We start from the raw sequence: 25,711 nt of genomic DNA on the forward strand, positions 1-25,711 counted from the left end.
TCATTCAACTGTCACCGATTTTGCTAAGTTTCTTGGCTGGTCAACGTTCTTACCTTTGCAAACGGCAACGTGATAAGCCAACAACTGCAGAGGAATCGTTGCAACCAGCGGTTCCAAACACTCAAGCACGTCGGGAAGTTCAATCACCTCGTCGGCAATTTTCGCAATGGTGTCGTCGCCCTTCGATACGAGCGCAATCACCCTACCCTGACGGGCTTTTATCTCCTGAATGTTCGACAGCACCTTCTCGTACATCGCGTTATGGGTGGCGATAACCACTACAGGCATGTCGGAGTCGATCAGGGCGATAGGTCCGTGTTTCATCTCGGCTGCGGGATAACCCTCAGCGTGGATGTACGAAATTTCTTTCAGTTTCAAGGCGCCTTCGAGTGCTACCGGATACGAGAATCCGCGACCCAGATACAGGAAGTTGTGTGCATAGGTAAACGTGCGGGCCAGGTCGGCTACCTTATCGTTTGTCTGCAGCACCTCGCGAATCTTCATAGGTATCTCGCTCAGACCTTTTACTATCTTCAGATATTCATCGCGCTTAACGGTTCCCTTTGCCTCCGAGAGTGCCAGGGCTATCATCGTGAGCACGGTTACCTGTCCGGTAAATGCCTTGGTTGATGCCACGCCAATCTCAGGACCTACGTGGATGTAAGTACCTGTATCGGTAGCACGGGGGATTGACGAACCGATGGCGTTACATACACCATATATAAATGCGCCTTTTTCTTTTGCTAACTGTACGGCTGCCAGTGTATCGGCGGTCTCACCGCTCTGACTGATGGCGATTACTACGTCGCCTTTGCCTACTACTGGGTTGCGATAGCGGAACTCAGAAGCGTATTCTACTTCTACAGGAATACGGCACAGACTCTCGATAATCTGCTTACCAATCAAACCGGCGTGCCATGAAGTACCGCAAGCTACGATTACTACGCGCTTGGCGTCGAGCAGCTGGCGGCGGTAGTCGATCAGTGCCGAAAGAGTTACATGGTCGGCCTCTACATTTACACGTCCACGCATGCAGTTGGTCAGGCACTCAGGCTGCTCAAAAATCTCCTTCAGCATGAAGTGTGGGTAACCACCCTTCTCAATCTGGCCCAAGTCGATGTCTACGGTCTTAACGGCCAGCTCCTGATCTTCACCCTGGATATTTACCACGTGCAGATCCTGACCGCGACGGATAACAGCGATGTTACCATCCTCCAGATAAACCACTTTATCGGTATATTCTACGATAGGACTGGCATCTGAACCAAGGAAGAATTCGTCTTCGCCGATACCTACAACCAGCGGACTCTGCTTGCGGGCGCAGATAATCTGGTCGGCATCACGCTTGTCAAGTACGGCGATGGCATAAGCACCAATCACCTGGTACAAGGCTACCTGTACTGCTGTGAGCAGGTCGAGATTCTTATGTTCCTTAATATATTCTATGAGCTGAACCAGCACCTCGGTGTCGGTATCCGATACAAAGTGTACACCCTTCTGCTGCAGTTTCTCCTTCAGCTCGGCGTAGTTCTCGATAATACCGTTGTGGATGATGGCTAAGTTCTTACTTTCTGAATAATGTGGGTGTGCGTTACGCGATGATGGTTCACCATGAGTGGCCCAACGCGTGTGCGCTATACCTATAGTACCACTTACATTCTTGTCGCTGCAGTATTCACAAAGGTTGTCGACTTTTCCTTTCGACTTGTAAACATTCAAGTCGCCATTGTCATTAATCAAAGCTACGCCAGCGCTATCGTAACCACGATATTCCAGACGGCGCAAGCCTTTAATTAGTATGGGATAAGCTTCCTTATTCCCGATGTATCCTACGATTCCACACATATACTGTTTTGTCGTTTTGTCGTCTTTGATTCAAATTCGGCTGCAAAATTACAACAAAAATCTGAATCTACAAACGTTTTGCCCAAAAATATTTCTAAAAACTTACACAAGATAATATAAAACAAAAATCCACCAAGATTCACATCTTGATGGACCTCTGCGGTGCGTACGAGATTCGAACTCGTGACCTCCTGCGTGACAGGCAGGCATTCTAACCTACTGAACTAACGCACCATTACTATGGAACGAATGAAAAAAAACTTTTTAGCGGTGCGTACGAGATTCGAACTCGTGACCTCCTGCGTGACAGGCAGGCATTCTAACCTACTGAACTAACGCACCAAAGAACGCTTTTTCTTATTTGCGGGTGCAAAGGTAGTGATATTTTTGGAACTACCAAAACTTTTTGGCGATTTTTTTGCGATTTAATCGCATTTTTTCTGAAATACGTACTGAATTAGCACAGAATCGCGATATTTTGCTCCATCGAACAGCCAATCGCCTATTTTTGCGCATACTTTGTAACCGGCTTTTTCGAATAGGCAAAGTGATGCTTTATTCTCACAATCCACGTAGGCATAAAGCTGATGAAGATGCAAAATGCGCTGGGCGTAATCGGCCAAAGCCTGTAGCATGGCGGTGCCATATCCCTGTTGGCGATAGCTGTTAAGTACTATCAGTCCCACCTCGGCGCGACAGTTGGCAGGGTCGAAATTCACCAAATCGGCCACACCTACTACCTCGCCTGCCTGGTTCTCAACCATCATACGCACCTGGCGGTCGGTATAGATGTCGTTTTTGCAGTTAGCTACATAGTCGTGCAGCAGGTATCGCGAATATGGTACGTTGGTGTTGCCAACGTTCCAAAGCTCTACGTCGTTTTCTATACGGTATAGCAGATCGAGATCTTCGGGTTCGATAGCGCGCAGTGTAATCTGTTTCATCCTAAATGCAGTTTTTTACGTACGATATCAACTAATGCCAGCGAGGCGCGGAAGTAGATGGCCACTTTAACTGGCAGCGAAAAAAAGAAACTGAGGTGACTGTAGTGCTTGTGGAAGAATATCAGCATGGCCTGATAGAACACATGCACATAGCGGAAATCTGATTTGCTGGTCGACTGACCTTTGTAATGTACAATATCGTAAGGCAGATACCAGTTTTGCCATCCGCCTTGAAGCAGACGATACGACAGGTCGATATCTTCGCCATACATAAAAAAGTCCTCGTCCAGCATGCCTACCTCGTAGATGGCCTTGTGGCGCAGCAGCATAAAGGCGCCGCTCACCACTTCGATCTGTGCAGGCGCATCCCACGACAGGTAGCTCATATAGTAGCGCTTGGTGAAGCCTAACATCTTACGGGCAGCGACAAAAGGTGTGGGAATAGCACGTCTACTTTCGGGTGCCAGGGTGCCATCGGCATTGTGCATTCTTACACCTGCCCCACCCGCCTTAGGGTGCTGGTCCATAAAGTCGATAACACCTTTCAGTGTCTCCTCAGCCACCACGGTGTCGGGGTTCAGCAACAGAATGTACTCACCTTGTGCCTGACGGATAGCTATGTTGTTGGCCTTCGAGAAACCTAAGTTCTCCCTATTATTAATAAGGTGTACCCACGCGTAGTCGCGACTGATTACCTCTACACTATCGTCGTCGCTATGGTTATCTACCACAAACACCTCGCTCTCGATATCCTCGAGAGCGCGCTGTACGCTGTCAAGACATGCCGTAAGGTACGGGCGTACGTTGTAGTTTACGATAATAACCGATAGCTTCATATTTTTCTTTTGGCGGTGATATTATTTATCGTCTTCAACCTCGGCCTCGCAACGGCTCATGGTTGGAAACACAAATGGCAGGCACAGCAAACCGATGATGGCCATATAACCAAAAGTGGTGTTCATATATAAATAATATAAATAGGTATTAGCAACCATGGGTGCCAGTATCATTACCAGGCGCAGGGTGCCCCACTTGCTTAAGGCATTATGCTTTTTGCTTACCAGTTCGGCGTGCACCTTATTAAACTTAAACAGGCGCAAGCCCAGGAACACGCAACCCAGTGTGAGCAGTTCCATAAAGGCGGTCCAGAAAAACTCCGATTGTGTTTCGCCTGTATACAAACCTGCAGTCATGGTATCGGTCTCAAACAGAACTACAATGCCCAGTGCAAACACTACGGCAAAAACCAGAATGGTCATCAAGTGATTTCTTGTTTCTTTCATATCTTCCTATTTTTCTTCAAACAATGTTCGGTTAGTAATCGATCGGCCCAGCGTAACCTCGTCGGCATACTCCAGTTCGTTGCCCACGGCTATGCCTCGGGCTATCACGCTTACTTTTATGCCAGTAGGCGCCAGTTTTCGGTAGATGTAGAAGTTGGTGGTGTCGCCTTCCATAGTTGGACTCAGGGCTAATATCACCTCCTGTACCGTGCCCTCGCCTACGCGCTGTATCAGTGAGTCGATCTCGATGTCGGCAGGACCCATGCCGTCCATGGGCGATATCACACCACCTAATACGTGGTACAGACCATTGAACTGTTGGGTGTTCTCGATGGCCATCACATCCTGTATGTTCTCAACCACGCACACCGTTGTTTGGTCGCGGCGCTGGTCGGCACAGATGGGACAGATGTCGGTATCGCTGATATTGTGGCACACTTTACAGTACTTTACGCCGCACTTCAGCTCGTTTACTGCCGCAGTAAACTGTGTTACGTCGCTATCGTCCTGACGCAGCATCCAGAGTACCAGGCGCAGGGCGGTTTTCCTGCCGATGCCCGGTAGCTTCGAAAACTCCTGTACAGCCTTTTCGAGCAGTTGCGATGGGTATTGTTGTTGTATCATATTTCTGATAGTTCCAGCCAGCGCATGCTCTTCTCGTCGAGTTCGTCGTTAAGCACGGGCAGACGCTTGCTCATTGTTGTTATTTCCTCAACCGATGTGGTGCCACCACAAAGGGCTTCTTCTATCTGTTTCTTCTCAACCTCGAGTGCCTCGATGTCCTTTTCCAACTGCTCCAACTCGCGCTTTTCCTTAAACGTAAGCTTGCGTTTCTGCTGCGGATTGTTGGCGGACTGTTTTGTGGCCTTTTCGGCTTTTTGCTCTTTGGCTTCTTTAGGCTCATCGGGCTGCAGTTTTTCCCATTCGCGATACTGTGTGTAGTTGCCTGGGAAATCCTTGATGTCGCCCATGCCTTTAAATACCAGCAGATGGTCAACCACCTTATCCATAAAGTAGCGGTCGTGACTTACTACAATCACGCAGCCTGGGAAGTCCTGCAGGTATTCTTCCAGAATCTGTAGTGTTACGATGTCCAGGTCGTTCGTAGGCTCGTCGAGCACCAGGAAGTTGGGGTTCTTCATCAGCACTGTACATAGGTACAACTTACGGCGCTCGCCACCGCTCAGCTTGTACACATAGTTGTGCTGCTGTTCGGGTGTGAACATGAAATGCTGCAGAAACTGCGAGGCAGTTAAGTGCTTGCCGCCACCCATGTCGATATACTCAGCTATATCCTTTACTACATCGATAACCTTCTGTGTATCATCAAAATGCAGACCTTCTTGCGAGAAATAGCCGAAGCGTACGGTGTCGCCGATATCAAACTTTCCGCTATCGGGTGCCACCTGGCCTAACAGCATTTTTATGAAGGTAGATTTGCCTGTACCGTTATTGCCCACGATACCCATCTTCTCAAAGCGTGAGAAGTTATAATAAAAGTCCTTGAGTATTGTCAACGGTTCGGCTTCTGGGCGCTCAAAGGCCTTCGATACATATTGGCACTCAAAGATTTTTGAGCCAATATATACGTTGCGGGATTTCAATCGTACTTGGCGTTCCTCTATGCGCTGCTTGGCTATCTTCTCTAGTTCGTAGAAAGCTTCTTCGCGGTAACGGGCTTTGTGACCACGGGCCTGAGGCATGCGACGCATCCACTCCAACTCGGTGCGATATAGGTTGTTGGCGCGTGCTATTTCGGCACGGCGGTTGTCGATACGTTCCTGGCGTTTCTCTAAGTAGTAGCTGTAGTTGCCACGATAGGTATAAACAGTCTGATCGTCCAGCTCCAGGATTACCGAGCACACACGGTCCAGGAAAAATCGGTCGTGTGTTACCATCAGCAGCGTTTTGTTGCCACGGTTCAGGTAGCCCTCCAGCCATTCAATCATCTCCAAGTCCAGATGGTTGGTTGGCTCGTCGAGTATCAGAAGATCGGGATCGGTAATCAGCACGTTGGCCAGTGCCACGCGCTTCTGCTGTCCTCCGCTCAGCTGGCGCATAGGCTGTTCCAGGTCGCGTATCTTCAGCTGTGTCAGCACCTGCTTGGCTTTCAGTACTTTCTCAGGGTCGCCCTGATGATTAAAGCATGCATCCAGCACACTCTCGTTAGGGTCGAATGCGGGACTCTGCTCCAGCATGCCCACGCGCAGGTCGCGACGGAAGATAATCTCGCCCTCGTCGTAACCTTCCTTACCGCTCAGGATAGATAACAGCGTACTTTTACCGGTACCGTTCTTGGCTATCAGTCCTACCTTTTGTCCTTCGGCTATCGAAAAGCTTAAATCGCGAAACAGCACCAACGATCCAAACGACTTCGTTAAGTGCTGCACGTCTAAGTATGGATTTTCTTTAGCCATTATTCCTTCAATCCTTTATTAATTTGTTCAATGTAATCCAGTACCTCGTCGCGGCCCTGTTTCTTTTCCGATGAGGTAACAAAAATCGGGGGCAGCTCCTCCCATGTTTCGCTCAGCACCTTCTTGTAAGCATTCAGGTTCTGAAGCACCTTGCTGGCGCTCAACTTATCGGCCTTGGTAAATATAATGGCAAATGGCACGCTACTGGTTCCCATCCACTCCATAAACTCCAGATCTATCTTCTGGGCCTCCAAGCGTATGTCAATCAGCAGAAACACGTTTACCAGCTGCTCGCGCTGCAGTATATAGCCGTTAATCATCTGCTCCAGCTTCTGCACCTCTTTCTTCGAGCGCTTGGCAAAACCATAGCCGGGCAAATCTACCAGGTACCACTCATTATTAATAATAAAGTGGTTAATGAGCAGTGTTTTACCGGGTGTGGCACTGGTCTTAGCCAGATTTTTCTTGCCGGTAAGCATGTTTATCAGGCTCGACTTACCCACGTTCGAACGACCAATAAAGGCGTATTCGGGTTTGGTATCCTTCGGACACATCGACTCCATCGGAGCGCTTAATGTAAATTCGGCTTTCTTAATTTCCATAAGTTATATCAATTTTGGGTGCAAAGATACGAAAAGTCGAGAGCAAAACAAAAGAATTCATTCTTTTTTTTGCCGAGACGGAGTATCTTCGCGGTTTTTAGCGCAAAGATACGAAATTTTTCCGAAAAAGTTTGGTGGTTCGCAAAAATATGCGTACCTTTGCAACGATTTTTCTAATCAGTGCTTCCGTTCGCGAAGCATTTCCACAAAATCTTTTCAGAATCATAAATGTAATTTAAGTACATAATTGTATGTATACAAAAGAAGAATTAGAATCTATGGACATACCCCAGCTTGTGGGTATTGCCGACGAGCTTGGTATTAAGGTTTCGCCCGACGACCAGCTTACTGACGTGGTGTATGCCATACTCGACAAGGCTGCTGAACAGAGCGCCACAGCCGAGGATTCACCTAAACGCAAGCGTACACGTATTGCAAAGAAAGATACCAGCAAGGTTTATACAGTAAATGGCGAGGACGGTGAGAATCTCGACTCGAAGAGCAACCGTACCCGCAAAAAGGCCGAGCAGCCACAGCTGTTTGCCGATATGCCTGCTGCCCCCGCTGCCCCTGCCGAGGCTGAACCCGAAGAAGCACCTAAACCTAAGAAGCGCGGACGTAAGAGCAAGGCCGAGAAAGAGGCCGAAGAGGCTGCTGCACGTGCTGCCATCGAGGCCGCTGCTGCCAAAGCCGCTGCCGAGGCTGAGGAGTTTGTTGTGCCCGAGGCTGCCCAGTTTGCTGTTGGTGCCGATGATGCCGACGATGAGGTAGCACCTAATGCTATCGAGCAGCTACGTGAGAAAATGGCAGCTACAAAGGTTGCTGCCCCCGAGTCAGAGTATGAGCCCGAGGAAGAGCCTGAGCAGGCACCTGAAGCCCAGGAGGTTGCACCCGACCCAATGACCGACGAGGTTGATGAGAATGGTGTATGGATGGGCGACCCAGGCGATGGTACCGATTTTATTACCATTCTGGATATCCCCATCGAGGACCAGAGCGCTATACCTACACTCGATATGTTCGACCGTCCGGTAGCACCTGTTGCCACCGAGCAGCCCGTTCTCAATCGTAATGTCGTTCCCAGTTCGCAGCCACGCTACGACTTTGCCGACCTGATTGATGCTAACGGCGTATTGGAGATACTTACCGACGGTTACGGTTTCCTGCGTTCGAGTGATTACAACTACCTGTCGTCACCCGACGATGTATATGTAGCTCCCCAGCAGATTAAGCGTTACGGTTTGAAGACTGGTGACGTGGTAGAGTGCACCGTTCGTCCACCACACGAGGGCGAGAAGTTCTTTGCCATGACCGATGTTCGTAGCATCAACGGTCGTCACCCAGATGAGGTTCGCAACCGTGTAGCCTTCGAGCACCTTACACCACTGTTCCCCGAGGAGAAGTTCACCCTCTGCGGCGATCGCGCCACTACCAACCCATCGGTTCGTATTGTCGATCTCTTCTCGCCAATCGGTAAAGGTCAGCGTGCCCTGATTGTGGCCCAGCCTAAGACCGGTAAAACCGTGCTCATGAAGGATATCGCCAACGCTATTGCCGCCAATCATCCTGAGGCTTATATCATGATGCTGCTGATCGATGAGCGTCCTGAGGAGGTTACCGATATGGCCCGCACCGTAAATGCCGAGGTTATTGCATCAACCTTCGACGAGCCTGCCGAGCGCCACGTAAAGATTGCCGGTATCGTGCTCGAAAAGGCTAAGCGTATGGTAGAGTGTGGTCACGATGTAGTTATCTTCCTCGATTCAATCACCCGTCTGGCTCGTGCTTATAACACCGTAGCACCTACCTCTGGTAAGATTCTTACCGGTGGTGTGGATAGCAACGCCCTGCAGAAGCCAAAGCGTTTCTTCGGAGCTGCTCGTAACATCGAGGGTGGTGGTTCGCTCACCATCATTGCAACAGCTCTGGTTGATACTGGTTCTAAGATGGACGAGGTTATCTTCGAGGAGTTCAAGGGTACAGGTAACTCTGAAATCCAGCTTAACCGCTCGCTGGCCAACAAGCGCATCTTCCCAGCTATCGATATCGTGCTGTCTTCAACACGCCGCGACGATCTGCTGCTTGATGATACTACACTTAACCGCATGTGGATTATGCGTAAGTTCATTGCCGATATGAATCCTATCGAGGCCATGAGCACCGTTCGCGATCGTCTGGTAACCACCCGCACAAACGAGGAGTTCCTCCTGTCGATGAACGGATAAATGATGAAGAAGATTCTTTTCGTTTGTCACGGTAACATCTGCCGCAGTCCGATGGCAGAGTACGTGATGAAATACTTAGTAGAACAGGCGCAGCTGACCGATCAATTCCTGATCGAGTCAGCTGCAACTTCTACCGAGGAGATTGGTAACCCCGTTTATCCCTCAGCCCGTCGCAAACTGGCCGAACACGGCATCAGTTGCAACGGCCACGCCGCCCGCCAAATGACACGTGCCGATTATCTGCGTTACGACCTGTTGGTAGGTATGGATTCTGCCAATCTTCGTAATATGACCCGTATAGCCGGTGGCGACCCCGAGGAAAAAATCCGCCCCCTACTTTACGATAAAGATGTTGCCGACCCATGGTACACCGGCAACTTCGAAGTCACATGGCAAGATGTTCTTCGTGGCTGTCAAGCTTTACTCGAAGAACAAATTCAGTGTATTTGATGATCAAATTCAGTGAATTTGTTGACCAAATACACTGAATTTGTTTTTAAAGATATTAATTCTTTTAGTCTTTCTTCAGAAAGTCTAAAGGATTTATTTCCTCAAGTTTCTTTTTGATGAGTTGGCGGGCTTGATCCTCGTCGAGGGTGTACACGTGGTTAAACACACCTACGGATACCATGATAAACTCGCCATCGTAATCTACAAAGCCGAGACTATAGAAGCGGTGGTCGCGAACCAGGAAGTTGGTGTTCAGGAACTGATCAACGGCTGTGGTGGCGGCTACCGAGGCAATAGAACCAATCGGACCATCGATGTTGTTTTCGCGCAATTCGGCACTTACAGCGCCTTTCATGACCGATTTAATGGTATCAACATGCTGCTGACGATCGGGCGTGGTGACCATCAAACCTAATGCAATGGCGCCTATAATCACCAAAAAGATAACTAACTTTTTCATAACCTATCTAAAAAGTAACTGTTATTCGCAATACGTTTGTGGTTTCTTTGCTTACACAGAAACGGTTGTCGGTGCGGCGACCGATTAGCCACACAATGGCGCCTGTGGCATCGGTTACTACCTCCTGGTGGCGCTTATCCAAGATACTGACCTTCTGGTCGGTAAGATAGTCGCTCACCAGTTTGCTGCCTTTCATACCAAAAGGTACGAATCTGTCGCCCTGCTCTACAAGGCGCACCGTGAGCGGGAACTGCACCTTGTCGGCATCGAGCGTAGCCACATAGGGCTCACGCGATACGGTGGTGTCGGTGGTTATCTCGAACTTAAAGGCCGTTTGGTCTTCGTCACGATAGGTACCTGTCTCGGGTATTTTAAGCGGTTTAATCGGATCTGTAATAGGCTCAACCTCAAAGAATTCGCGATCAACCACTAACCTATGTGTTGCCGAAAGAAATTCACGCCCAGTTTCGTTCATGCAATCGAGTATCTGTTCGGTTTGCGTAGAGTTAAAACCAAAAGGCGACAGCCACTCGTGAAGTATCGACGGCATCGACGGTGTTATGTCTGAATCTTTGTAGAATTTATTATCAGATATAAAGTTATCTTTATAATCTTCGATTTTCTTATTATATACCTCCTCGGCCTCGCGCAGGTAATTGGCGGTTTTATAGATGTTGGCCATAGCGCCAGGGGCGATTTCTTCGAGAAGGGGCAACACCATAAGACGCAGTTTGTTACGCAGCACGTCGGCCTCGAGATTGCTTGAATCGGTAACATAAGGCTGACCGATGGAATCGAGATATTCTAGGATCTCCTGTCGATTAATACACAATAATGGGCGGCGCACGATATCGTTCTTAGGGCGGATGCCTGTAAGGCCGTGTATGCCAGCACCACGTGACAGGTTCATCATCAGCGTCTCAACAGCATCGTCGCGATGATGGGCGATGCACACATCTGTGGCTCCGATATCCTGACAAAGCTGACGGAAATAGCCGTAGCGCAAATCGCGTGCAGCCATCTCAATACTTACTTTATGTAGTGCGGCATATTCTTTTGTGTCGAAATGAATTACGTGAAGCGGAATATCGTGCTGCTTGCAGAGGTTACGTACAAACTGCTCGTCGCGATCGCTCTCTTCGCCACGTAAACGAAAATTACAATGCGCAGCCTCGATTCTATAACCCAAATCCTTTAAAATCAAGAGCAAGGCTACCGAGTCGGCTCCACCGCTCAGGCCCACCAAGTGCAGATCGTAGCGATAAAGAAGCTTCTCGCGCTCAATAAACTTTCTAACCTTATTCAACATACAGCACCAGTCCTTTCAGATACTCGCCCTCGGGGTGATAGATGTTAATAGGATGGTCGGCTGGCTGGTGCAGCTGGTGCAGAATACGAACCTTGCGACCTGCCTGGGCTGCAGCTGTGAATACGGCGTTGCGGAAGTGGTCTTTAGTAACCACCTGCGAGCAGCTGAACGTAAAGAGTATGCCGCCTGGCTGAATCTTCTGGAAAGCCTTGTTGTTCAGGCGGGTGTAACCCTTCAATGCATTGTGCAGGGCACCACGGTGCTTGGCAAATGCAGGAGGGTCGAGAATAATCAGATCGTAATTGTTGCCTGCCTGCTCAAGATACTTGAAGGCATCTTCGCAGAAGGCCTCGTGGCGGTTGTCGCCCTCAAAGTTAAGGGCTATATTGCGGTTGGTAAGCTCGATGGCCTTAGCGCTGCTATCTACCGAGTGTACCAGTTTGGCGCCGCCGCGCATGGCGTAAACCGAGAATCCACCGGTGTAACAGAACATGTTGAGCACGCTCTTGCCGGCCGAATAACGCTCGAGCAGCGAACGGTTGTCGCGCTGATCCACAAAGAATCCGGTTTTCTGTCCGCGCAGCCAGTCTACATAGAACTTCAAGCCGTTCTCGAGTGCCACGTTGTCCTCGCTGCCGCCATATACAAAGCCGTTCTCCATATCGTCCATAAACGGCAGTGTGGTTTCGCTCTTGTAATATACATTATCAATACGGCTGCCCATTACCTTTACCAGCTGCTCGGCTATCTGCTTGCGCTGCAGGTGCATGCCAATACTATGAGCCTGCATAACGGCGGTACGGTCGTAAACGTCGATAATCAGTCCGGGCAGGTTGTCGCCCTCGCCGTGTACCAGACGGTAGGTGTTGTTCTTGGGATTGTCGGCAATGCCGATGGATTGGCGCACTTTAAGTGCCGAGGCCAGTCGTGATGCCCAGAAATCGGCATCGATATCAACATCGCGGAACGAGAGAACACGTACGGCGATAGAGCCCATCTGGAAGTGGCCTACAGCGATGAAATCGCCATGATTTGTTAATACGCGTACCAGGTCGCCATCCTTCAAATCGTCGTCGGCCTGCGCAATGGCACCCGAGAATACCCATGGATGGAAACGCAATAAACTCTCTTCCTTACCTCGCTTAAGATATAGTTTCTTCATTATTCTTAGTTGTTATTTCTGGCACGATAACCAGTTGATAATCATTATTTTCAATCATTCTTTTAAACTCATTATAAAGCTGTACGCAGGCCCACGCATCGGTGGCTGCATAGCGCTTCTGATGGTCGTCGAGTACGTCGCGCTCCCAGTTGGTTAGCTGCTCGCGTTTGCTGATGCGTTCGCCAAACACGTTGGCGTAGAGCTTAGCCAGACTCTGATCCTCGATACCTATCTTGCGGGCCATATCCTGCAAATCTACAAACTCGCCCATCTCAAAATCGCCTAACTGGTGCAAGCCTAATGCGTCGTTTCGCCATGCCAGACCTACCTTGGTTACGGTGTTGTCGGCCAACAAGCGCTTAACGGCAGGGCAAAGACCAATGTGATTCAAACGGAACAGGAAACAGCAGTTGCTGGTTGAAACCTGCAACAACGAGCACTTGTGGTGTACGCCTTTTTTAAAGCTGGGGCGCGTTTCGGTATCAAACCCAAGCACGGGTTGAGCCAGCAGGTAATCAACTGCTCGCTCGGCTTCGGCTTGTGACACCACTACCACAATCTTTCCGTCGAAAATTGCACGTGGAAATTGCGAAATTGCCTTCTTATCTACCTTGTTTTGTATTAACTTTTTCATTTCTGCGTGCAAAATTATAAAAAAAATCCCGATTTATGATGAAATATGAGCGATTTTAGCTACTTTTGCACGAAAATATCATAAACTATATGAAGAAAGCAAAGAAAAAGAACTCAAACAACGATCATAAAGAGCGCTTGAGCTTTATACTCGGTGCCATCATATTTGGTATTTCTATCTACCTGTGTTTCGCATTCGTGTCATACTTTACAACGGGTGCGGCCGACCAAACCCTGATAGAGGAACCGCGTGCCGGTGAGGTGATGAACGAACATCATGAGTTTGCCAACACCTGTGGCTCGTTGGGTGCTTATGCATCGTGGTTCTTTATTAAGCACTGCTTTGGCTTGCCGGCATTCCTGATTCCGGTACTGCTGTTCGTGGTTGCTATACACCTGATGAAGGCCTATCGTGTAAACCTGCTTAAGTGGGCACTCTCTTCGATGCTGCTCATGATTTGGGCATCGGTTGCACTGGCCACATTCCTGGAGCCATTGTTTACCAACGCTAGCTACAATCCTGGTGGCGATCACGGTTTGTATATCAGCAGCTTTATTGGCAACTTGGTGGGTGCACCTGGTCTTACAGCCTTGCTTATTCTGGTGGCTGTGGCATTCCTCACCTACTTCAGTGCCGCTACAGTTATCTTTATCCGCAAATTGCTTAACCCCGCCATCTATTATAATAAGGTAAAGTTTACCGTTAACAAGGGCGCTGAGCAGACGGATACTAATGAGTATGAGGACGAGGAAGCCGAGACACTGGTGTTCGACGATCCTGCCAAGCAGGAGGTGATTTTCGACGATAATGGCGGTGCTGTGGTTATCGACGAGGGCTACCAGAACGAGGATATCAACATTAAGGAAGGTCCGATGCCTAAGCCTGTCAAGCCCGAGCCTAAGCAGCCCGAAGCTAGTGGTAGCGAGATTGAGATGGTGGTTGAAGAGGCCAAGGGCGATACCGAGACAGCAAATGCCAAGACCGTGGCTGATGCTGTTGAGAGCAACGAACCTTACGATCCCAAGCGCGATCTGGAGCACTATAAGTACCCCACCCTCGACCTGCTGAAGAAATACGACAACGATGGCAAACCCTATATCGATATGGCCGAGCAGAATGCTAATAAGAACCGTATCGTGGATGTGCTGCGCACCTTTGGTGTTGAAATCAGCAGCATTAAGGCTACCGTTGGTCCTACCATCACACTTTACGAGATTACATTGGCACAAGGCGTACGTATCCAGAAGGTGAAGAACCTTGAGGATGATATCGCCCTGAGTCTGGCTGCACTCGGCATCCGTATCATCGCTCCTATGCCTGGTAAGGGTACGGTGGGTATCGAGGTACCAAATGCCAAGCCTTCAACTGTATCGATGGAGTCGATCCTGAACTCTAAGAAGTTCCAGGAGTCGAAGATGGAACTGCCTTGTGCTATCGGTAAAACGATTACCAACGAGGTGTTTATGTTCGATTTGGCCAAGGCGCCACACTTGCTGGTGGCTGGTGCTACCGGTCAGGGTAAGTCGGTTGGTTTGAACGCCATCATTACCTCTTTATTATATAAGAAACACCCAGCCGAGCTGAAGATTGTGCTGGTTGACCCGAAGAAGGTGGAGTTCAGCTTCTACGAGCCTATCTGCAATCACTTCCTGGCACAGGTGCCCGACGAAGAGGCCGATCCTATTATTACCGACGTAACCAAGGTGGTACGTACCTTGAACTCGCTGTGTAAGGAGATGGATACACGTTACGACCTGCTGAAGGTGGCCCGTGCACATAACATCAAGGAGTACAACCAGAAGTTTACAGCTCGTCAGCTGAATCCTAACAACGGTCACCGTTTCCTGCCATACATTGTGGTTGTGATCGATGAGTTCGGTGATCTGATTATGACTGCCGGTAAGGAGGTTGAGTTGCCTATCGCACGTATCGCCCAGCTGGCACGTGCCGTGGGTATCCACATGATTATCGCTACCCAGCGTCCAACAACCAATATCATTACCGGTACCATCAAGGCCAACTTCCCCAGCCGTATCGCCTTTAAGGTTTCGGCAGGTATCGACTCAAAGACCATTCTCGACCGTACAGGTGCTCAGCAGCTGATTGGTCGTGGTGATATGCTGGCGCTGGTAGGCGGCTCAGAGCCCGAGCGTGTGCAGTGTGCCTTTGTGGATACTCCCGAGGTTGAACGTATCAACGAGTACATCAGTGAGCAGCAGAGCTACGGTGCACCATTTGAGTTGCCCGAGCCTGATATGCCCGAGGCCGACATGGGTGATGCTGGTGATAGAGATGTGGATATGGCTCATCTCGATCCGCTGTTCGACGATGCAGCCCGATTGATTGTTATGAATCAGAGCGGTTCTACATCACTCATACAGCGTAAGTTCGCTATCGGTTACAACCGTGCAGGCCGACTGATGGACCAGCTCGAGAAAGCCGGTGTGGTTGGTGCCGCTATGGGTTCGAAACCTCGCGAGGTACTGATTCAGGATGAGAATAGTTTGAATAATCTTTTAAATAGTTTACGATAAAAATGAAACGATTAAGCATGATGCTGGTTGCTGCGCTGCTGGCCGTAGGAGGCTATGCGCAGACAGCAAAGAGCGTATTGGACAAGGCTGCTGCCACCATCACTGCCCCACAGGGCGTAAAAGCAAACTTTAAGATGAGCGCCACCAGTGGTAGCACCAGTGGTACCATCGCCATCAAAGGTAAGAAGTTTTATGCTACCACACCTCAGGCCACCGTATGGTTCGATGGTAAAACACAGTGGACCTACATGAAGAATAACGATGAGGTGAATGTGAGCAATCCTACCGAGGCGCAGTTGCAGGCCATCAATCCCTACAACTTTATCAATCTGTACAAGCGTGGTTATAACTACACTATCAACACGACTGGTAAGGATTATGTGGTGCATCTGCTGGCCAACAGCGGTGAGCGCAAAATCAAGGAACTGTTTGTTACCGTTGATAAGAAGAACTATCAGCCCAAGCAGGTAAAGATGTTGCATGGTAAGAAGTGGACCACCTTCGATATCAGCAACATTAAGAAGGAGAAGCTGGCCGACGGTCAGTTTCGCTTCAACTCAAAAGACTTCCCCAAAGCCGAAATCATCGATCTTAGATAAAAACAAAACTTAAACAATGAACAAATTTCAACTGTACCGACTGCTTCGTAAGAACACTAACCTGAGTTATAAACGTAGTCCTGCCTTCGAGCAGAATAAATGGGCCAAGCTACTTATTTATTTTGGTGCTGGCATGTTTGCCCTTTACCTTATTATGTATGGTTGCATAGTTGGTATGGCTGCCAAAGGCGAGGCTGGCATGATGCTGGCGTTTGCGCCTTTTTATATGGCCATCGATTTCCTGCTGCGTTTCATCGTGCAAACCACACCTGGCATGATGGTTAAACCCTACATTCTGCAGCCCATTTCGCGCTATACCGCCATCGAGTGTTTCTTGATTGGCGAGCACGTGAGTGGCTACAATCTGCTGTGGCTTTGCATGTTTGTGCCCTACTCTATCATCCAGCTGTTTGCTGGCGAGAGCTTCGCACTGGTACTGCTCGAGCTGGTAACCTGCGAGCTGCTCATGATCTTGAACAGTCAGATTTATCTGTTCTTCCGTACACTGATTAATCGCAGCGTGCTGTGGCTTATTCCTGGTTTGGTGTTCTACGCTCTGCCATTTACACCGCTGATGCTGTCGCCAAAGGCCGACACCTTCGATAAAATGGTAGATATGATTATTGCTCAAGGTTTGTCGTGGTACGCACTGCCTATCGTGCTGCTGGTTATCTGCGGTTTGTTCTTTGTAAACCGCCACATGCAGTTTATCTTTGTGTACGAGGAAATCTCGAAGAAAACCGAGCGTGCACTCAAGCATGTGTCAGAGTTCGCATTCTTTAATCGCTTCGGATTGGTTGGTGAATATCTCAAAATCGAGCTTAAGTCGAACATCCGCAATAAAACCATGCGTACACGCTGTATCTATAGTCTGTGTGCCGTGATTGCTTTCTCGCTGCTGGTGGCTTATACCACTATTTACGACAGCGAGCTGATGCAGAACTTCTGGTGCCTGTACTGTTTTGCCCTTTATGGCGTAACTGCCCTGATTAAGATTATGGGTCAGGAAGGCAACTATATCGAGCTGCTGATGATGCACCGCGAAAACATCATCGCCCTGCTGCGTGCCAAGTTCATTTTCTATAGCGCTGTGCTCATTATTCCATTTGTTATCATGTTGCCTGCCGTTTTCACTGGCAAGTACACCATACTGATGCTGTTTGCTTACATGTTGCTAACGGCCGGATTCCTGCATTTCGTCATCTTCCAGCTGGCGGTTTACAATAAGCAGACTCTGCCTTTGCAACTCAAGGTAACAGCTAAGGGTAACTTCGAAAATGGAATGCAGTTGGTCATCGAGTTATTTGCACTTTTTGGTCCTGTGCTCATTACTGGTCTCGGATATTTGTTAGTGGGTCTTACATATACCTATATTTTTATGTGTATTGTGGGTTTGGCATTCATCATTGCACACCCCATTTGGATTCGCAACATTTACACTAGAATGATGAAAAGAAGGTATGAAAACCTCGAAGGATTCATGAATACACGCGATTTCTAGGCTTTTTTTGAGTTTTTTGAAAGAAAATCGCGAAAAAGTTTGGTGGTTTCAAAAAATAGTCGTACCTTTGCACCCGCAATTCAGCAAGAGAGCTGATACAAAGCAAAAAATGATGCACCCGTAGCTCAGTTGGTAGAGCACCTGACTCTTAATCAGGGTGTCCAGAGTTCGAGCCTCTGCGGGTGTACTTTTTGCAAGAAAACAGGCCCTAAAAAGCCACCAAAATGATGCACCCGTAGCTCAGTTGGTAGAGCACCTGACTCTTAATCAGGGTGTCCAGAGTTCGAGCCTCTGCGGGTGTACAAGTGAAGAAAAAAGAAGCAGACTTTTTAAGTCTGCTCTTTTTGTTTAGGAACCAGGCACTTATGCCCCAACTCCTACTTATGATAAGCCAGTTCGATAATTTTAAGTTATTGTTGAACCCCGCAGTCCATTTGGACAGACTTGGAATTAACTGGAACGGCTTGGACATACCTGGACATTTTTTTGTTACCAGTTTTGTTACCGGCCACGAGCGGATTTGTTACCGCTTGTTACCGCTTGTTACCACTGACCTAAAGTTTTGTTACCAGTCTTCCGGTGGCTGCACAAAAAAACAAAATTATGAAACAACATGTAAGAGTGGTCTTTGACCGCAAGAAGGCCTCGGCCAAGACAGGAACTGGTAAGATTGAACTGTGTGTTTACCTGAAAGAAGGTGAACGCAAGTGGATCACTGTTGGTACAGCATCGCCAGAGAATTGGATGTCTGTATCAAACTCTCGCAGCATCACCTCAAAGGTGGAGCACTACGAACAGGTTATTAAAGCCATGGAACTATTGAAGGAGGATATGACAATATCCAACTTCAACCGCTATGTAGAGTTTGAGCAACTGGGACTTAATCAAGATAAAGTGCTCTTCAATGGCAATGATTTGCGACAGAGCTTCGTGGAGTTTTGTCGTAAACATATGGAGCAAGAGAATCTGGCTCAGAACTCTATTAAGGATATCAAGGTCGTTTTAAAAAGTGTTGAAGAGTCTGGATTACTCAATACATTAGCTGATCTAACACCTGCCAATGTCCGAGCTTATGATGCCTGGCTTAGAAAGCCAAACACCAGAACTGATTATACAATTAATGGGTATCATAAGAAGGTACGCAAGTACACAAAGATTCTTTGGCAACAGGAGATTATTTCAATTGACCCTTATGACCATGTAAAGTTTCCAAAGGGCACAAATAAGGAGCGTCATCCACTTACTGAGAATGAAATCATCAAGATTCGTGATGCAGAGTTCTATGGTCGTAAAGACCGCGCAAGAGATTTGTTCGTCTTCATGGCATATACTGGACTTGCTTATTGCGACATGTGCTTGTTTAACTTCAAAACGATGACAGAATTGCATGATGATTATTATTATATCGACGGTGCTCGTCTGAAGACCGGTTCGAACTTCTTCACTCCTATCCTACCACCTGCTTTGGCCGTGCTCGAAAAATACGACTTCAAGTTGCCAATTATCAGCAATCAGAAGTTGAATGATTATTTGCATCTCATCCAAGATACATTGGATATTAGAAACGAAGTAACCTGTCATATCGGTCGCCACTCGTTTGCTACGCTTATGCTTACTTATGGCATCCCCATCGAGAAAGTAAAGAGAATGCTCGGACACAAGAACATTGCAACGACTCAGATCTATGCTAAGATTCTGAAGAAGAATGTAGAGGATAGTGTCAACGAGATTCTCCCTACACTCAGATAATTCGATAGAATGTACCTTTGAGTAACTGCGACTTTCCTGTTGATTCATGGAAAGTCGCTGTTATTTTCTCACAGATATAGCGGCTGCCTTCAATGTAGAAGACGGCTCGCGGATTAGGAATTTCGTCAGCCAGGAAAGAGAAGCTATACTTCTTCCTGTTGTCGATATTGTAGGTATATTGATATGGGATATTCTGCGCGTCGAGACCTTTCTTGGGCTCCAGTCGCAGTGAGTACGGGGGCTTTACAGCGGAAAAGTCATCGTCTATCTCCACCTTATCTACAATCGGACGAGGCAACTTTCCTGAGGTGCGGATATTGCCGTCCCAGAAGGCCACATAAAGCTTGTCGAAATAAGCCTCTGCCTTTTTCTGATCCCCTTTTTCTATGGTCTTTCCGGCCATACTCTGCGCTAAAGCGCCGTCGCCATATTCTGTTTCTGTATCGCCTTGCCTATCATCGTCGCGACTTCCTGTAATACCTCGTGTTCGCTGCCCTCCCATCCGGCTGCCATCGCCAGTATCGACGGAACCACCTCCAGAGGTATCCTCGTTCCATGTCGTAGCGTTTCCCAGGTCGCCACACTCCAGGAATAAGCACGGACCTAAGGTTTCCTCTGTTTCATCAATCCAGGCAGGAACCATTTGCAATTCCACTTCTTCTGCATCCTTACTGACGAATAACTTACCAAACTGGTTAATAGGCATCAAACGGTTGTAGTACTTATACCAATGATAATCCTGGCCACCGATATGTGTTGTTTCGTATAACTCTGACTTGTAGCAGTACATAATAAAATAGGTATCTACATCCTTGGCATAGAAGAGCTTGTTACCATCGGAACCAGCCGGATAGCCTCGTGAATAACGCTTATGTGAACCTCCATCTGTGATGTAAATTCCGCTTTCCTTAAGTGTTTTGGCAAAGTTGAGTAATGCTGTAAGCGTGCTATATTTTAAGGCGCTGTCTTTGTTCTTAGCGATGTACCATTGGCAGCTGCGATAAGGCCAAAGGCGGTTGTCATTGTCTGCATAGGCAATGTTTTTCGAAGCGATGTAGTCCGATTTGTCCTCCTGAGCCACGTCCACAGAGTACTTGCTGACGATACGGTCAATTTTCATCGATTTGATGTTATGAGCAATCTTGTGCGAGAAGTCAAATCTGATAGTGTGGTTCTTATGGTTGATGGTGAACTCACCACCCATCAGCAGCTCCAATTGCTCGAAGAATTCAGTGAGCGACCAATGCGGCATGGCATCAGCGAAGTTTGCTAGCGACCATGCTGCAGGGAGTGTGTTACAAATAATAAGGTATTTCCAATAACTGTTGTTGATGACGTTGAAACTACCTGAATACTTTATGGCGCTGCAGATTTTCTTCAGGATGTACAGCAGATACGGCTGGAATGAGAGATTAGCGAGCTTGCTATCCCATTGGAAACTGCCGTCCGAGGCTTTTGTAACGGCGTTCTGAAGATTTCCAGATGTGTTGTTCACCCATGGCAGAGCAACATAATCAACCAATGGATAGCTTGCTTCCCAAGCTGTTGAAATATCGTAATTCTCAGCACTACGTTCTGATGGTGTGCCAAGATCGAGCTGGTTCAAATAGATATTGTCAAAAGTATCGTTGAAGTTTTGTTCGCTGCGGCCCTCCAGGAACTGTGTCTTCACTTCTACTTCCGATATTTGTGTGATGGTGATGCAACCAGCTTTATAAAACTGTTTGTCACGGATTTCACAGTCGAATACGACCTTGTTCTTCAAAACGTCCTGACGATAAAGGTGCCCGAAGATATCGATGTTCTGCGGGCATCCTTTCAGCGGGAAAGTGATGGATAGTGTATAGCTGTCAGAGCCTGTAAACAAGGGGTTCTCTGCGATATATTCAAACGATGTGTTCTTTTTGAGATAGGCAATCTTGCCGTTGATAATGATTTCCATATTGAAATGCTTATGTTTTATTTCCTGCGACTTTTGGGTGATTTGTTACGGATGAGCTGGGCGTATTCGTCCTGGGCCTGTTTGATGCCGGTGTCGCCAGTGACGGTGTTGACTGTCACAAAAGGTTCGCTGAGACGATCCTTCAACTGGCGCATGATATCGGCATACTCCTTCATCTGCTTGTCAGACTGTTCTGACTGCTGCTGGGTGGGCTGCAGGATAACTGTCGGCGATGATGGTGCGGACTGTGCGTACACGCTCGGAGCCACGATACTTCGTGAAACGTCATCCGAGCGTAATGAACCGATGGTGTTCGTTCGCTGGGCATAGTCCAAAGCCTCAATCATCGGGCGGGCTACGGGCGACTGCAGTAACTCCTGACTGGCCACCCACTCCCCTTTATGTACGATGCCGGCCACCTCGTATTTACCGCCGTCGCCGGTGAAGCCACCCTTGGCGTAACCCTGCGCGGCCGATGCCTCCTGCTGCTTCTTGATGGCAGCCACCTGTAGCATGCCTGCAGCTACAGCCGAAGCTGCTGCGATTGGTGCCAGGATGTAACCGATAAGTGGTACTGCAGCCGCTGAGCTGTAGGCATTGATGGCAGAAGTAGCTGTCTGTGCGATGGCCTGCATCACCTGCATCTTGAACATTTTCTTGTTCGCGTCGGACTTGACCTTGGCCACCTCCTGCTCCTTCTGCTTCTCAAGTTTCTTCACGATATAATTGTTACCTTCGGCGTTGGAGATTTCCGCCTGGTATCGCTTTTCGATGGCAGCGATTTGTATATCCGCTTCGGCCTGAATGAGCGAAGACATCTGTTGGAAGATGCTGCTCATGCCGGAGCTGATGACATCCAGGGAACCAGTGACCGCCTTACCCATATCTGATTGCAGCCACTCCTGAGTGGCGTCGGTCCATTCTTCGAGGAATGACTTGTTATCGTCGAGTTCGTCGATGCCGTACTTCTTACGCAGGGCCTTTTTCGCTTTCTGGTAGTCCTCTTCGATACGCAGTTTCTCTTGGGCGTTGTTGTCGGCTGCTTGTATCTCCAGGTCATAGACTACTTTGAGTGCTTCCAGGTCGGTCATATACTTATTTGTACGCTCAGAGCGGCTGTCCCCGAAATATTCCTCCTTGATTTTCTTCAGTTGGTCCTGATGCTTCTTCTCGGCGGCTTCCGTCTCCTGTTGGCGTCGCTTCTGGTCGGCAATGAGTTTGTCCTGATATTGGGTCTGCGCCTGCGTGTATTCTGTCGTGCCCTCTTCATAGATCGACGTCATGCGCTTCAGGTGATTCAATTCCAAGAGCTCCATTGACTGCTGGTAAATCTCCTGGTCTATCTTCCCATCGATATAGCGTTGCTTCTGGATGGACATTGCTTCGTTGTAAAGCTGTGTCTCCTGTTCCACAGTGATTTTTGTATGCTGCTCCGATTGCTTCTTTTCAGCCTCTGCATATGCTGCCTGAGCCTCCAGCTTTTCTATTTCCGTGAGGTCGCTGTGTTGTAGGATCTTCGTCTGGTATTCGATTTCGATTTCCAGAATGCGCTTCTGGTACTGTTCGTAGTTCTGCTGACCGGTGGCATAACTGATTCGATTGAGGGCTTCTTCCTTGGCTTTCCAGTCCTTTTCCTCCTTGAAGCGCTCCTGTTTTTTACTGTCGTCAGTGGGAGGTGGTGTTGGGGTCTTCTTTGGGTCTTCGGCCTTTGCTAACTTCTCCGCTTCGTCTGCCAGGCGCTGATTGTCCGCTGTGAGGGATTCGATGATGTTGTTGTACTGTGTCACCGTCTTGTCCAGACGGGACTGTTGCAGCTTCCATGCCCTGTAGGCAGTAGGACTTACATTAGCGCTGCGGATGGCCTCCGATTCCGACTGGCCCTGCTTTTCGTTGAAATAGGCGTCCTGGATGTTATGTGGCGCATCGTTGAAATGCACGTCGCGCTGATGCTCAGCGTCGGGCAGCTTGTCTAAAGCGGCTTTGATTTTGGCAGAGTTCTTCAGCTGTTCCGTATAGTTTTTCAGGATCTTGATGTTGTGACCATAGAGCTGGCCCTCCTCGCTGATGCTCGCGTGGTAGTCAGGTATGATCTGTTGCAGCTCCTCGATGGCCTTGCGGCGCTTGTTGACAGATAGAGACTCGTTTTCTATCGTACGTTTTAGCTGCTCAATGCGGTTGATTTCCTCGCGTGTGTTGCGGTCGGCTTCCTCATTGATATCCTTCAGGCGCTTCTGAGCTGCAGCGGCCGTGCTGCTTGATTTGGCAAACTTCACGTACATTCCAATCAGGAGTGTCATAGCTGTGATGGCCACACCCATGGGGTTCATCTTCAGTACCTTGTTAAAGAATGTCTGTGCTGCTGTAGCGGCGGTGATTTCCCCTCTTAGTACCTTGTGTTTGAGGATAGAGGCTGCCAATGCCGTGTTTTCGATGGCTATTGCTGCAGCCTTCAGTTTGGCGACGGCAATGTATCTGAGCGACCAAAGATGTTGCAGTTTGACGGCTGTATAGTAGCCCACTACAGCAGCAGTAAGTGTGATGAGTGTGCCTTTGTATTTCAGGATAAAATCTACTAGCGTAGAGAGAACTTTCAGTATGAGTGTTGTACTGCTCAGAACGTGACGCATGACGGGCTGCAGCTTTTCACCCAGTTCGATGGCCATTTCCTTGACACGCTTGCGTGCCTTGTCGAGTCCGGCCTGTACCGTAGTGTTCTGTACGTTGTATTCCTTGGTGACCGATGTTGCTTCCTTGAAAGCCTTCGCTGCTTCCGACTGTTCCCAACGAATCATATCCAAATTACCTGCCAACGCAGATATGACCTGAGCAACTCGGGCACCGTTTTCTCCCATATCCTTGAAAATGGGTGCCAGAACGTCGATGTTACCCAGTTTGTCGAGCGTGTCTAGGAGCATCAGCAGGCCCTCGTTTGTTCCCTTGGCCAGCGTCTGCTTGAACTTCTCCGCATTCATGCCCGTAGCCTTAATAATCTTATCCTGCTGCTTGAACATGTCCATGATCAGCTTCGAGACAGCTGTGGCCGACATCTCAACGGCCTGTCCCTGAGAGTCGAGGACAGCGGCCAGACCCATAATCTGTGGGATGGTCATTTCTGCCTGGGCACCTACGCCTGCCATACGCTTGGCGAAGTTGGCCAGGTATGGAGCTGATGCGGTGCAGTTCTGTGAGAGCTCGTTGATGACAGAACCAACAGACAGCAACGCTTTTTCTGTGCCTAAACGCTCTTCGTCGCCGAAGATGTTGGTCAGTTTGGAGAGTGTGAGTGTGGCCCCGTCGCCGAGCTCGTCGAGTGCGACATTGATCTGGTCAGCCGCTTTCACGAATCCCATGATATCCTCTTTCGACTGCTTGCCCAGTTTACCCGCTTCCTCTGCAAGGATGTTCAGCTGTTCACGGCTGGAGCGTGTGTCCATCTTCTTGAATTCCTCGTTCAGGTCCTCGACTTGTTCCTTGGCCATGCCCGTGAACTTGCGGACATTAGCCATCTCTGCGTCGATGTCCGCATAGGCTTTCACAGCGGAACGGCCGGCCATAATGATACCTGTTGCAGCAGCTATCATGCCCATGAGTGTGGTCTGCCAGTCGTTCATCTTACGGTTGAAGCGGTCCCAGAATCCCTCGCCAACGGTCAGCTCGGTGTTGACCTTGGCGAGTTCCGCTTTTACCCGTTTGATGGCTTCCGCCTGCCGGTACCACTGCTCTGTACCTCGTTCGATACCGTTGAGCTGCTTCTTGAGAGTGGCTAGTGTCTTGTTCAGTTCCTTGGGTGTTGCTCTGTCGAGGTTCTTCAGGACCTTCTCCACGCCGGCAGTAGCACTCTCTATCTGGGTTATCTGCCGGTTGGTCTGCTTCAGTTCCTTCTGAAGTCGTTTGAGTTCTACCTTGTTACCCGCTTTTGCTGCGTTCTCGATAGCATGTTCCAGGTCTTGTGATTTCTTTTTGAGGTTGTCCAGCATATCCTGCGCCTGTTTGCCGTTGACAGTCAGGGTGACAGTTGCGTTTGTGTTGATTGATGACATGATTTACAAGTTTAA

The 25,711-nt window shown here is 48.7% G+C and carries 19 protein-coding genes and 4 tRNA genes; 8 read left to right on the forward strand and 15 right to left on the reverse strand.

Going from position 1 to position 25,711, the window contains the following annotated elements; translation table 11 throughout:
• The 9 genes from glmS to yihA form a co-directional block, all read right to left on the reverse strand.
• Complete coding sequence (glmS, locus tag PRU_RS04540) at positions 1–1,845, reverse strand: glutamine--fructose-6-phosphate transaminase (isomerizing) (protein WP_013064592.1); 1,845 nt, start codon at positions 1,843–1,845, stop codon at positions 1–3.
• Positions 1,846–2,005: 160 nt separating this feature from the next.
• Positions 2,006–2,079, reverse strand: a tRNA-Asp gene (locus PRU_RS04545).
• Positions 2,080–2,113: 34 nt separating this feature from the next.
• A tRNA-Asp gene (locus PRU_RS04550) sits at positions 2,114–2,187 on the reverse strand.
• 83 nt (positions 2,188–2,270) lie between these two features.
• Positions 2,271–2,789 carry a GNAT family N-acetyltransferase gene (locus tag PRU_RS04555; protein ID WP_013065134.1) on the reverse strand — a complete coding sequence of 173 codons (519 nt, stop codon included), beginning with the start codon at positions 2,787–2,789 and terminating at the stop codon, positions 2,271–2,273.
• Positions 2,786–3,625: a glycosyltransferase family 2 protein gene (locus PRU_RS04560; protein ID WP_013063138.1), complete on the reverse strand. Its 840-nt coding sequence runs from the start codon at positions 3,623–3,625 to the stop codon at positions 2,786–2,788. Before PRU_RS04560 ends, PRU_RS04555 begins: the two co-directional genes overlap by 4 nt.
• A 21-nt stretch (positions 3,626–3,646) precedes the next feature.
• A complete protein-coding gene (locus PRU_RS04565; RefSeq protein ID WP_013065008.1) occupies positions 3,647–4,072 on the reverse strand; it encodes a hypothetical protein in 426 nt (141 codons plus the stop codon).
• 6 nt (positions 4,073–4,078) lie between these two features.
• On the reverse strand, positions 4,079–4,696 hold the full coding sequence (gene recR, locus PRU_RS04570) for a recombination mediator RecR (protein ID WP_013065562.1): 618 nt from the start codon (positions 4,694–4,696) through the stop codon (positions 4,079–4,081).
• The gene (gene abc-f / locus PRU_RS04575; RefSeq protein WP_013063785.1) at positions 4,693–6,489 is read right to left on the reverse strand and encodes a ribosomal protection-like ABC-F family protein; all 1,797 of its coding nucleotides are present in this window, start codon (positions 6,487–6,489) and stop codon (positions 4,693–4,695) included. Before abc-f ends, recR begins: the two co-directional genes overlap by 4 nt.
• Positions 6,489–7,091: a ribosome biogenesis GTP-binding protein YihA/YsxC gene (gene yihA / locus PRU_RS04580; RefSeq protein WP_013062991.1), complete on the reverse strand. Its 603-nt coding sequence runs from the start codon at positions 7,089–7,091 to the stop codon at positions 6,489–6,491. Before yihA ends, abc-f begins: the two co-directional genes overlap by 1 nt.
• 251 nt (positions 7,092–7,342) lie before the next feature.
• Here yihA and rho point away from each other — a divergent pair, with 251 nt between their 5' ends.
• Together rho and PRU_RS04590 are read left to right on the forward strand one after the other, a co-directional pair.
• Positions 7,343–9,316: a transcription termination factor Rho gene (gene rho, locus PRU_RS04585; protein WP_013063615.1), complete on the forward strand. Its 1,974-nt coding sequence runs from the start codon at positions 7,343–7,345 to the stop codon at positions 9,314–9,316.
• The gene (locus PRU_RS04590) at positions 9,317–9,766 is read left to right on the forward strand and encodes a low molecular weight protein-tyrosine-phosphatase (RefSeq protein ID WP_013063603.1); all 450 of its coding nucleotides are present in this window, start codon (positions 9,317–9,319) and stop codon (positions 9,764–9,766) included. It begins immediately after the preceding gene.
• A gap of 64 nt (positions 9,767–9,830) precedes the next feature.
• Here PRU_RS04590 and PRU_RS04595 read toward each other — a convergent pair whose 3' ends face one another.
• The 4 genes from PRU_RS04595 to PRU_RS04610 are packed head-to-tail and all read right to left on the reverse strand — an operon-like array spanning position 9,831 to position 13,331.
• The gene (locus tag PRU_RS04595) at positions 9,831–10,226 is read right to left on the reverse strand and encodes a hypothetical protein (RefSeq protein ID WP_041385676.1); all 396 of its coding nucleotides are present in this window, start codon (positions 10,224–10,226) and stop codon (positions 9,831–9,833) included.
• Between the two features lie 7 nt (positions 10,227–10,233).
• Positions 10,234–11,535: a tRNA lysidine(34) synthetase TilS gene (gene tilS, locus PRU_RS04600; RefSeq protein WP_013064889.1), complete on the reverse strand. Its 1,302-nt coding sequence runs from the start codon at positions 11,533–11,535 to the stop codon at positions 10,234–10,236.
• Complete coding sequence (locus PRU_RS04605; RefSeq protein ID WP_041385677.1) at positions 11,525–12,700, reverse strand: class I SAM-dependent rRNA methyltransferase; 1,176 nt, start codon at positions 12,698–12,700, stop codon at positions 11,525–11,527. The genes tilS and PRU_RS04605 overlap by 11 nt, the downstream gene beginning before the upstream one ends.
• The gene (locus PRU_RS04610) at positions 12,678–13,331 is read right to left on the reverse strand and encodes a 3'-5' exonuclease (RefSeq protein ID WP_013063622.1); all 654 of its coding nucleotides are present in this window, start codon (positions 13,329–13,331) and stop codon (positions 12,678–12,680) included. The genes PRU_RS04605 and PRU_RS04610 overlap by 23 nt, the downstream gene beginning before the upstream one ends.
• An 89-nt stretch (positions 13,332–13,420) precedes the next feature.
• Between PRU_RS04610 and PRU_RS04615 the strand changes: the two genes are divergently transcribed.
• The 6 genes from PRU_RS04615 to PRU_RS04640 all read left to right on the forward strand — a co-directional run bounded on the left by PRU_RS04615 (position 13,421) and on the right by PRU_RS04640 (position 19,714).
• A complete protein-coding gene (locus tag PRU_RS04615; RefSeq protein WP_013065064.1) occupies positions 13,421–15,865 on the forward strand; it encodes an FtsK/SpoIIIE family DNA translocase in 2,445 nt (814 codons plus the stop codon).
• Between the two features lie 2 nt (positions 15,866–15,867).
• Positions 15,868–16,464, forward strand: coding sequence for a LolA-like putative outer membrane lipoprotein chaperone (locus tag PRU_RS04620; protein ID WP_013064474.1), 597 nt, complete (start codon positions 15,868–15,870; stop codon positions 16,462–16,464).
• A gap of 16 nt (positions 16,465–16,480) precedes the next feature.
• Positions 16,481–17,965: a DUF5687 family protein gene (locus PRU_RS04625; RefSeq protein WP_013064186.1), complete on the forward strand. Its 1,485-nt coding sequence runs from the start codon at positions 16,481–16,483 to the stop codon at positions 17,963–17,965.
• A 114-nt stretch (positions 17,966–18,079) separates the two neighbouring features.
• Positions 18,080–18,152 (forward strand) — tRNA-Lys (locus PRU_RS04630).
• A 42-nt stretch (positions 18,153–18,194) separates the two neighbouring features.
• Positions 18,195–18,267 (forward strand) — tRNA-Lys (locus PRU_RS04635).
• Positions 18,268–18,568: 301 nt separating this feature from the next.
• Positions 18,569–19,714: a tyrosine-type recombinase/integrase gene (locus PRU_RS04640; protein ID WP_013063568.1), complete on the forward strand. Its 1,146-nt coding sequence runs from the start codon at positions 18,569–18,571 to the stop codon at positions 19,712–19,714.
• Here the strand turns inward: PRU_RS04640 and PRU_RS04645 are convergent.
• Together PRU_RS04645 and PRU_RS04650 are read right to left on the reverse strand one after the other, a co-directional pair.
• On the reverse strand, positions 19,707–21,656 hold the full coding sequence (locus PRU_RS04645) for a hypothetical protein (protein ID WP_013065424.1): 1,950 nt from the start codon (positions 21,654–21,656) through the stop codon (positions 19,707–19,709). The genes PRU_RS04640 and PRU_RS04645 overlap by 8 nt on opposite strands.
• Before the next feature lie 17 nt (positions 21,657–21,673).
• Positions 21,674–25,696, reverse strand: a complete 4,023-nt coding sequence (locus PRU_RS04650) for a phage tail tape measure protein (protein WP_013064222.1) — start codon at positions 25,694–25,696, stop codon at positions 21,674–21,676.
• Between the last annotated feature and the right edge of the window lie 15 nt (positions 25,697–25,711).

Origin of the sequence: Xylanibacter ruminicola 23 (assembly GCF_000025925.1) — a bacterium.
Lineage (GTDB): Bacteria > Bacteroidota > Bacteroidia > Bacteroidales > Bacteroidaceae > Prevotella > Prevotella ruminicola.

Bases quoted from the DNA above. Each gene is read 5' to 3' on its own strand.
- glmS (WP_013064592.1), bottom strand. From the start codon at position 1,845: ATGTGTGGAATCGTAGGATACATCGGGAATAAGGAAGCTTATCCCATA.
- PRU_RS04555 (WP_013065134.1), bottom strand. From the start codon at position 2,789: ATGAAACAGATTACACTGCGCGCTATCGAACCCGAAGATCTCGATCTG.
- PRU_RS04560 (WP_013063138.1), bottom strand. From the start codon at position 3,625: ATGAAGCTATCGGTTATTATCGTAAACTACAACGTACGCCCGTACCTT.
- PRU_RS04565 (WP_013065008.1), bottom strand. From the start codon at position 4,072: ATGAAAGAAACAAGAAATCACTTGATGACCATTCTGGTTTTTGCCGTA.
- recR (WP_013065562.1), bottom strand. From the start codon at position 4,696: ATGATACAACAACAATACCCATCGCAACTGCTCGAAAAGGCTGTACAG.
- abc-f (WP_013063785.1), bottom strand. From the start codon at position 6,489: ATGGCTAAAGAAAATCCATACTTAGACGTGCAGCACTTAACGAAGTCG.
- yihA (WP_013062991.1), bottom strand. From the start codon at position 7,091: ATGGAAATTAAGAAAGCCGAATTTACATTAAGCGCTCCGATGGAGTCG.
- rho (WP_013063615.1), top strand. From the start codon at position 7,343: ATGTATACAAAAGAAGAATTAGAATCTATGGACATACCCCAGCTTGTG.
- PRU_RS04590 (WP_013063603.1), top strand. From the start codon at position 9,317: ATGATGAAGAAGATTCTTTTCGTTTGTCACGGTAACATCTGCCGCAGT.
- PRU_RS04595 (WP_041385676.1), bottom strand. From the start codon at position 10,226: ATGAAAAAGTTAGTTATCTTTTTGGTGATTATAGGCGCCATTGCATTA.
- tilS (WP_013064889.1), bottom strand. From the start codon at position 11,535: ATGTTGAATAAGGTTAGAAAGTTTATTGAGCGCGAGAAGCTTCTTTAT.
- PRU_RS04610 (WP_013063622.1), bottom strand. From the start codon at position 13,331: ATGAAAAAGTTAATACAAAACAAGGTAGATAAGAAGGCAATTTCGCAA.
- PRU_RS04615 (WP_013065064.1), top strand. From the start codon at position 13,421: ATGAAGAAAGCAAAGAAAAAGAACTCAAACAACGATCATAAAGAGCGC.
- PRU_RS04620 (WP_013064474.1), top strand. From the start codon at position 15,868: ATGAAACGATTAAGCATGATGCTGGTTGCTGCGCTGCTGGCCGTAGGA.
- PRU_RS04625 (WP_013064186.1), top strand. From the start codon at position 16,481: ATGAACAAATTTCAACTGTACCGACTGCTTCGTAAGAACACTAACCTG.
- PRU_RS04640 (WP_013063568.1), top strand. From the start codon at position 18,569: ATGAAACAACATGTAAGAGTGGTCTTTGACCGCAAGAAGGCCTCGGCC.
- PRU_RS04645 (WP_013065424.1), bottom strand. From the start codon at position 21,656: ATGGAAATCATTATCAACGGCAAGATTGCCTATCTCAAAAAGAACACA.
- PRU_RS04650 (WP_013064222.1), bottom strand. From the start codon at position 25,696: ATGTCATCAATCAACACAAACGCAACTGTCACCCTGACTGTCAACGGC.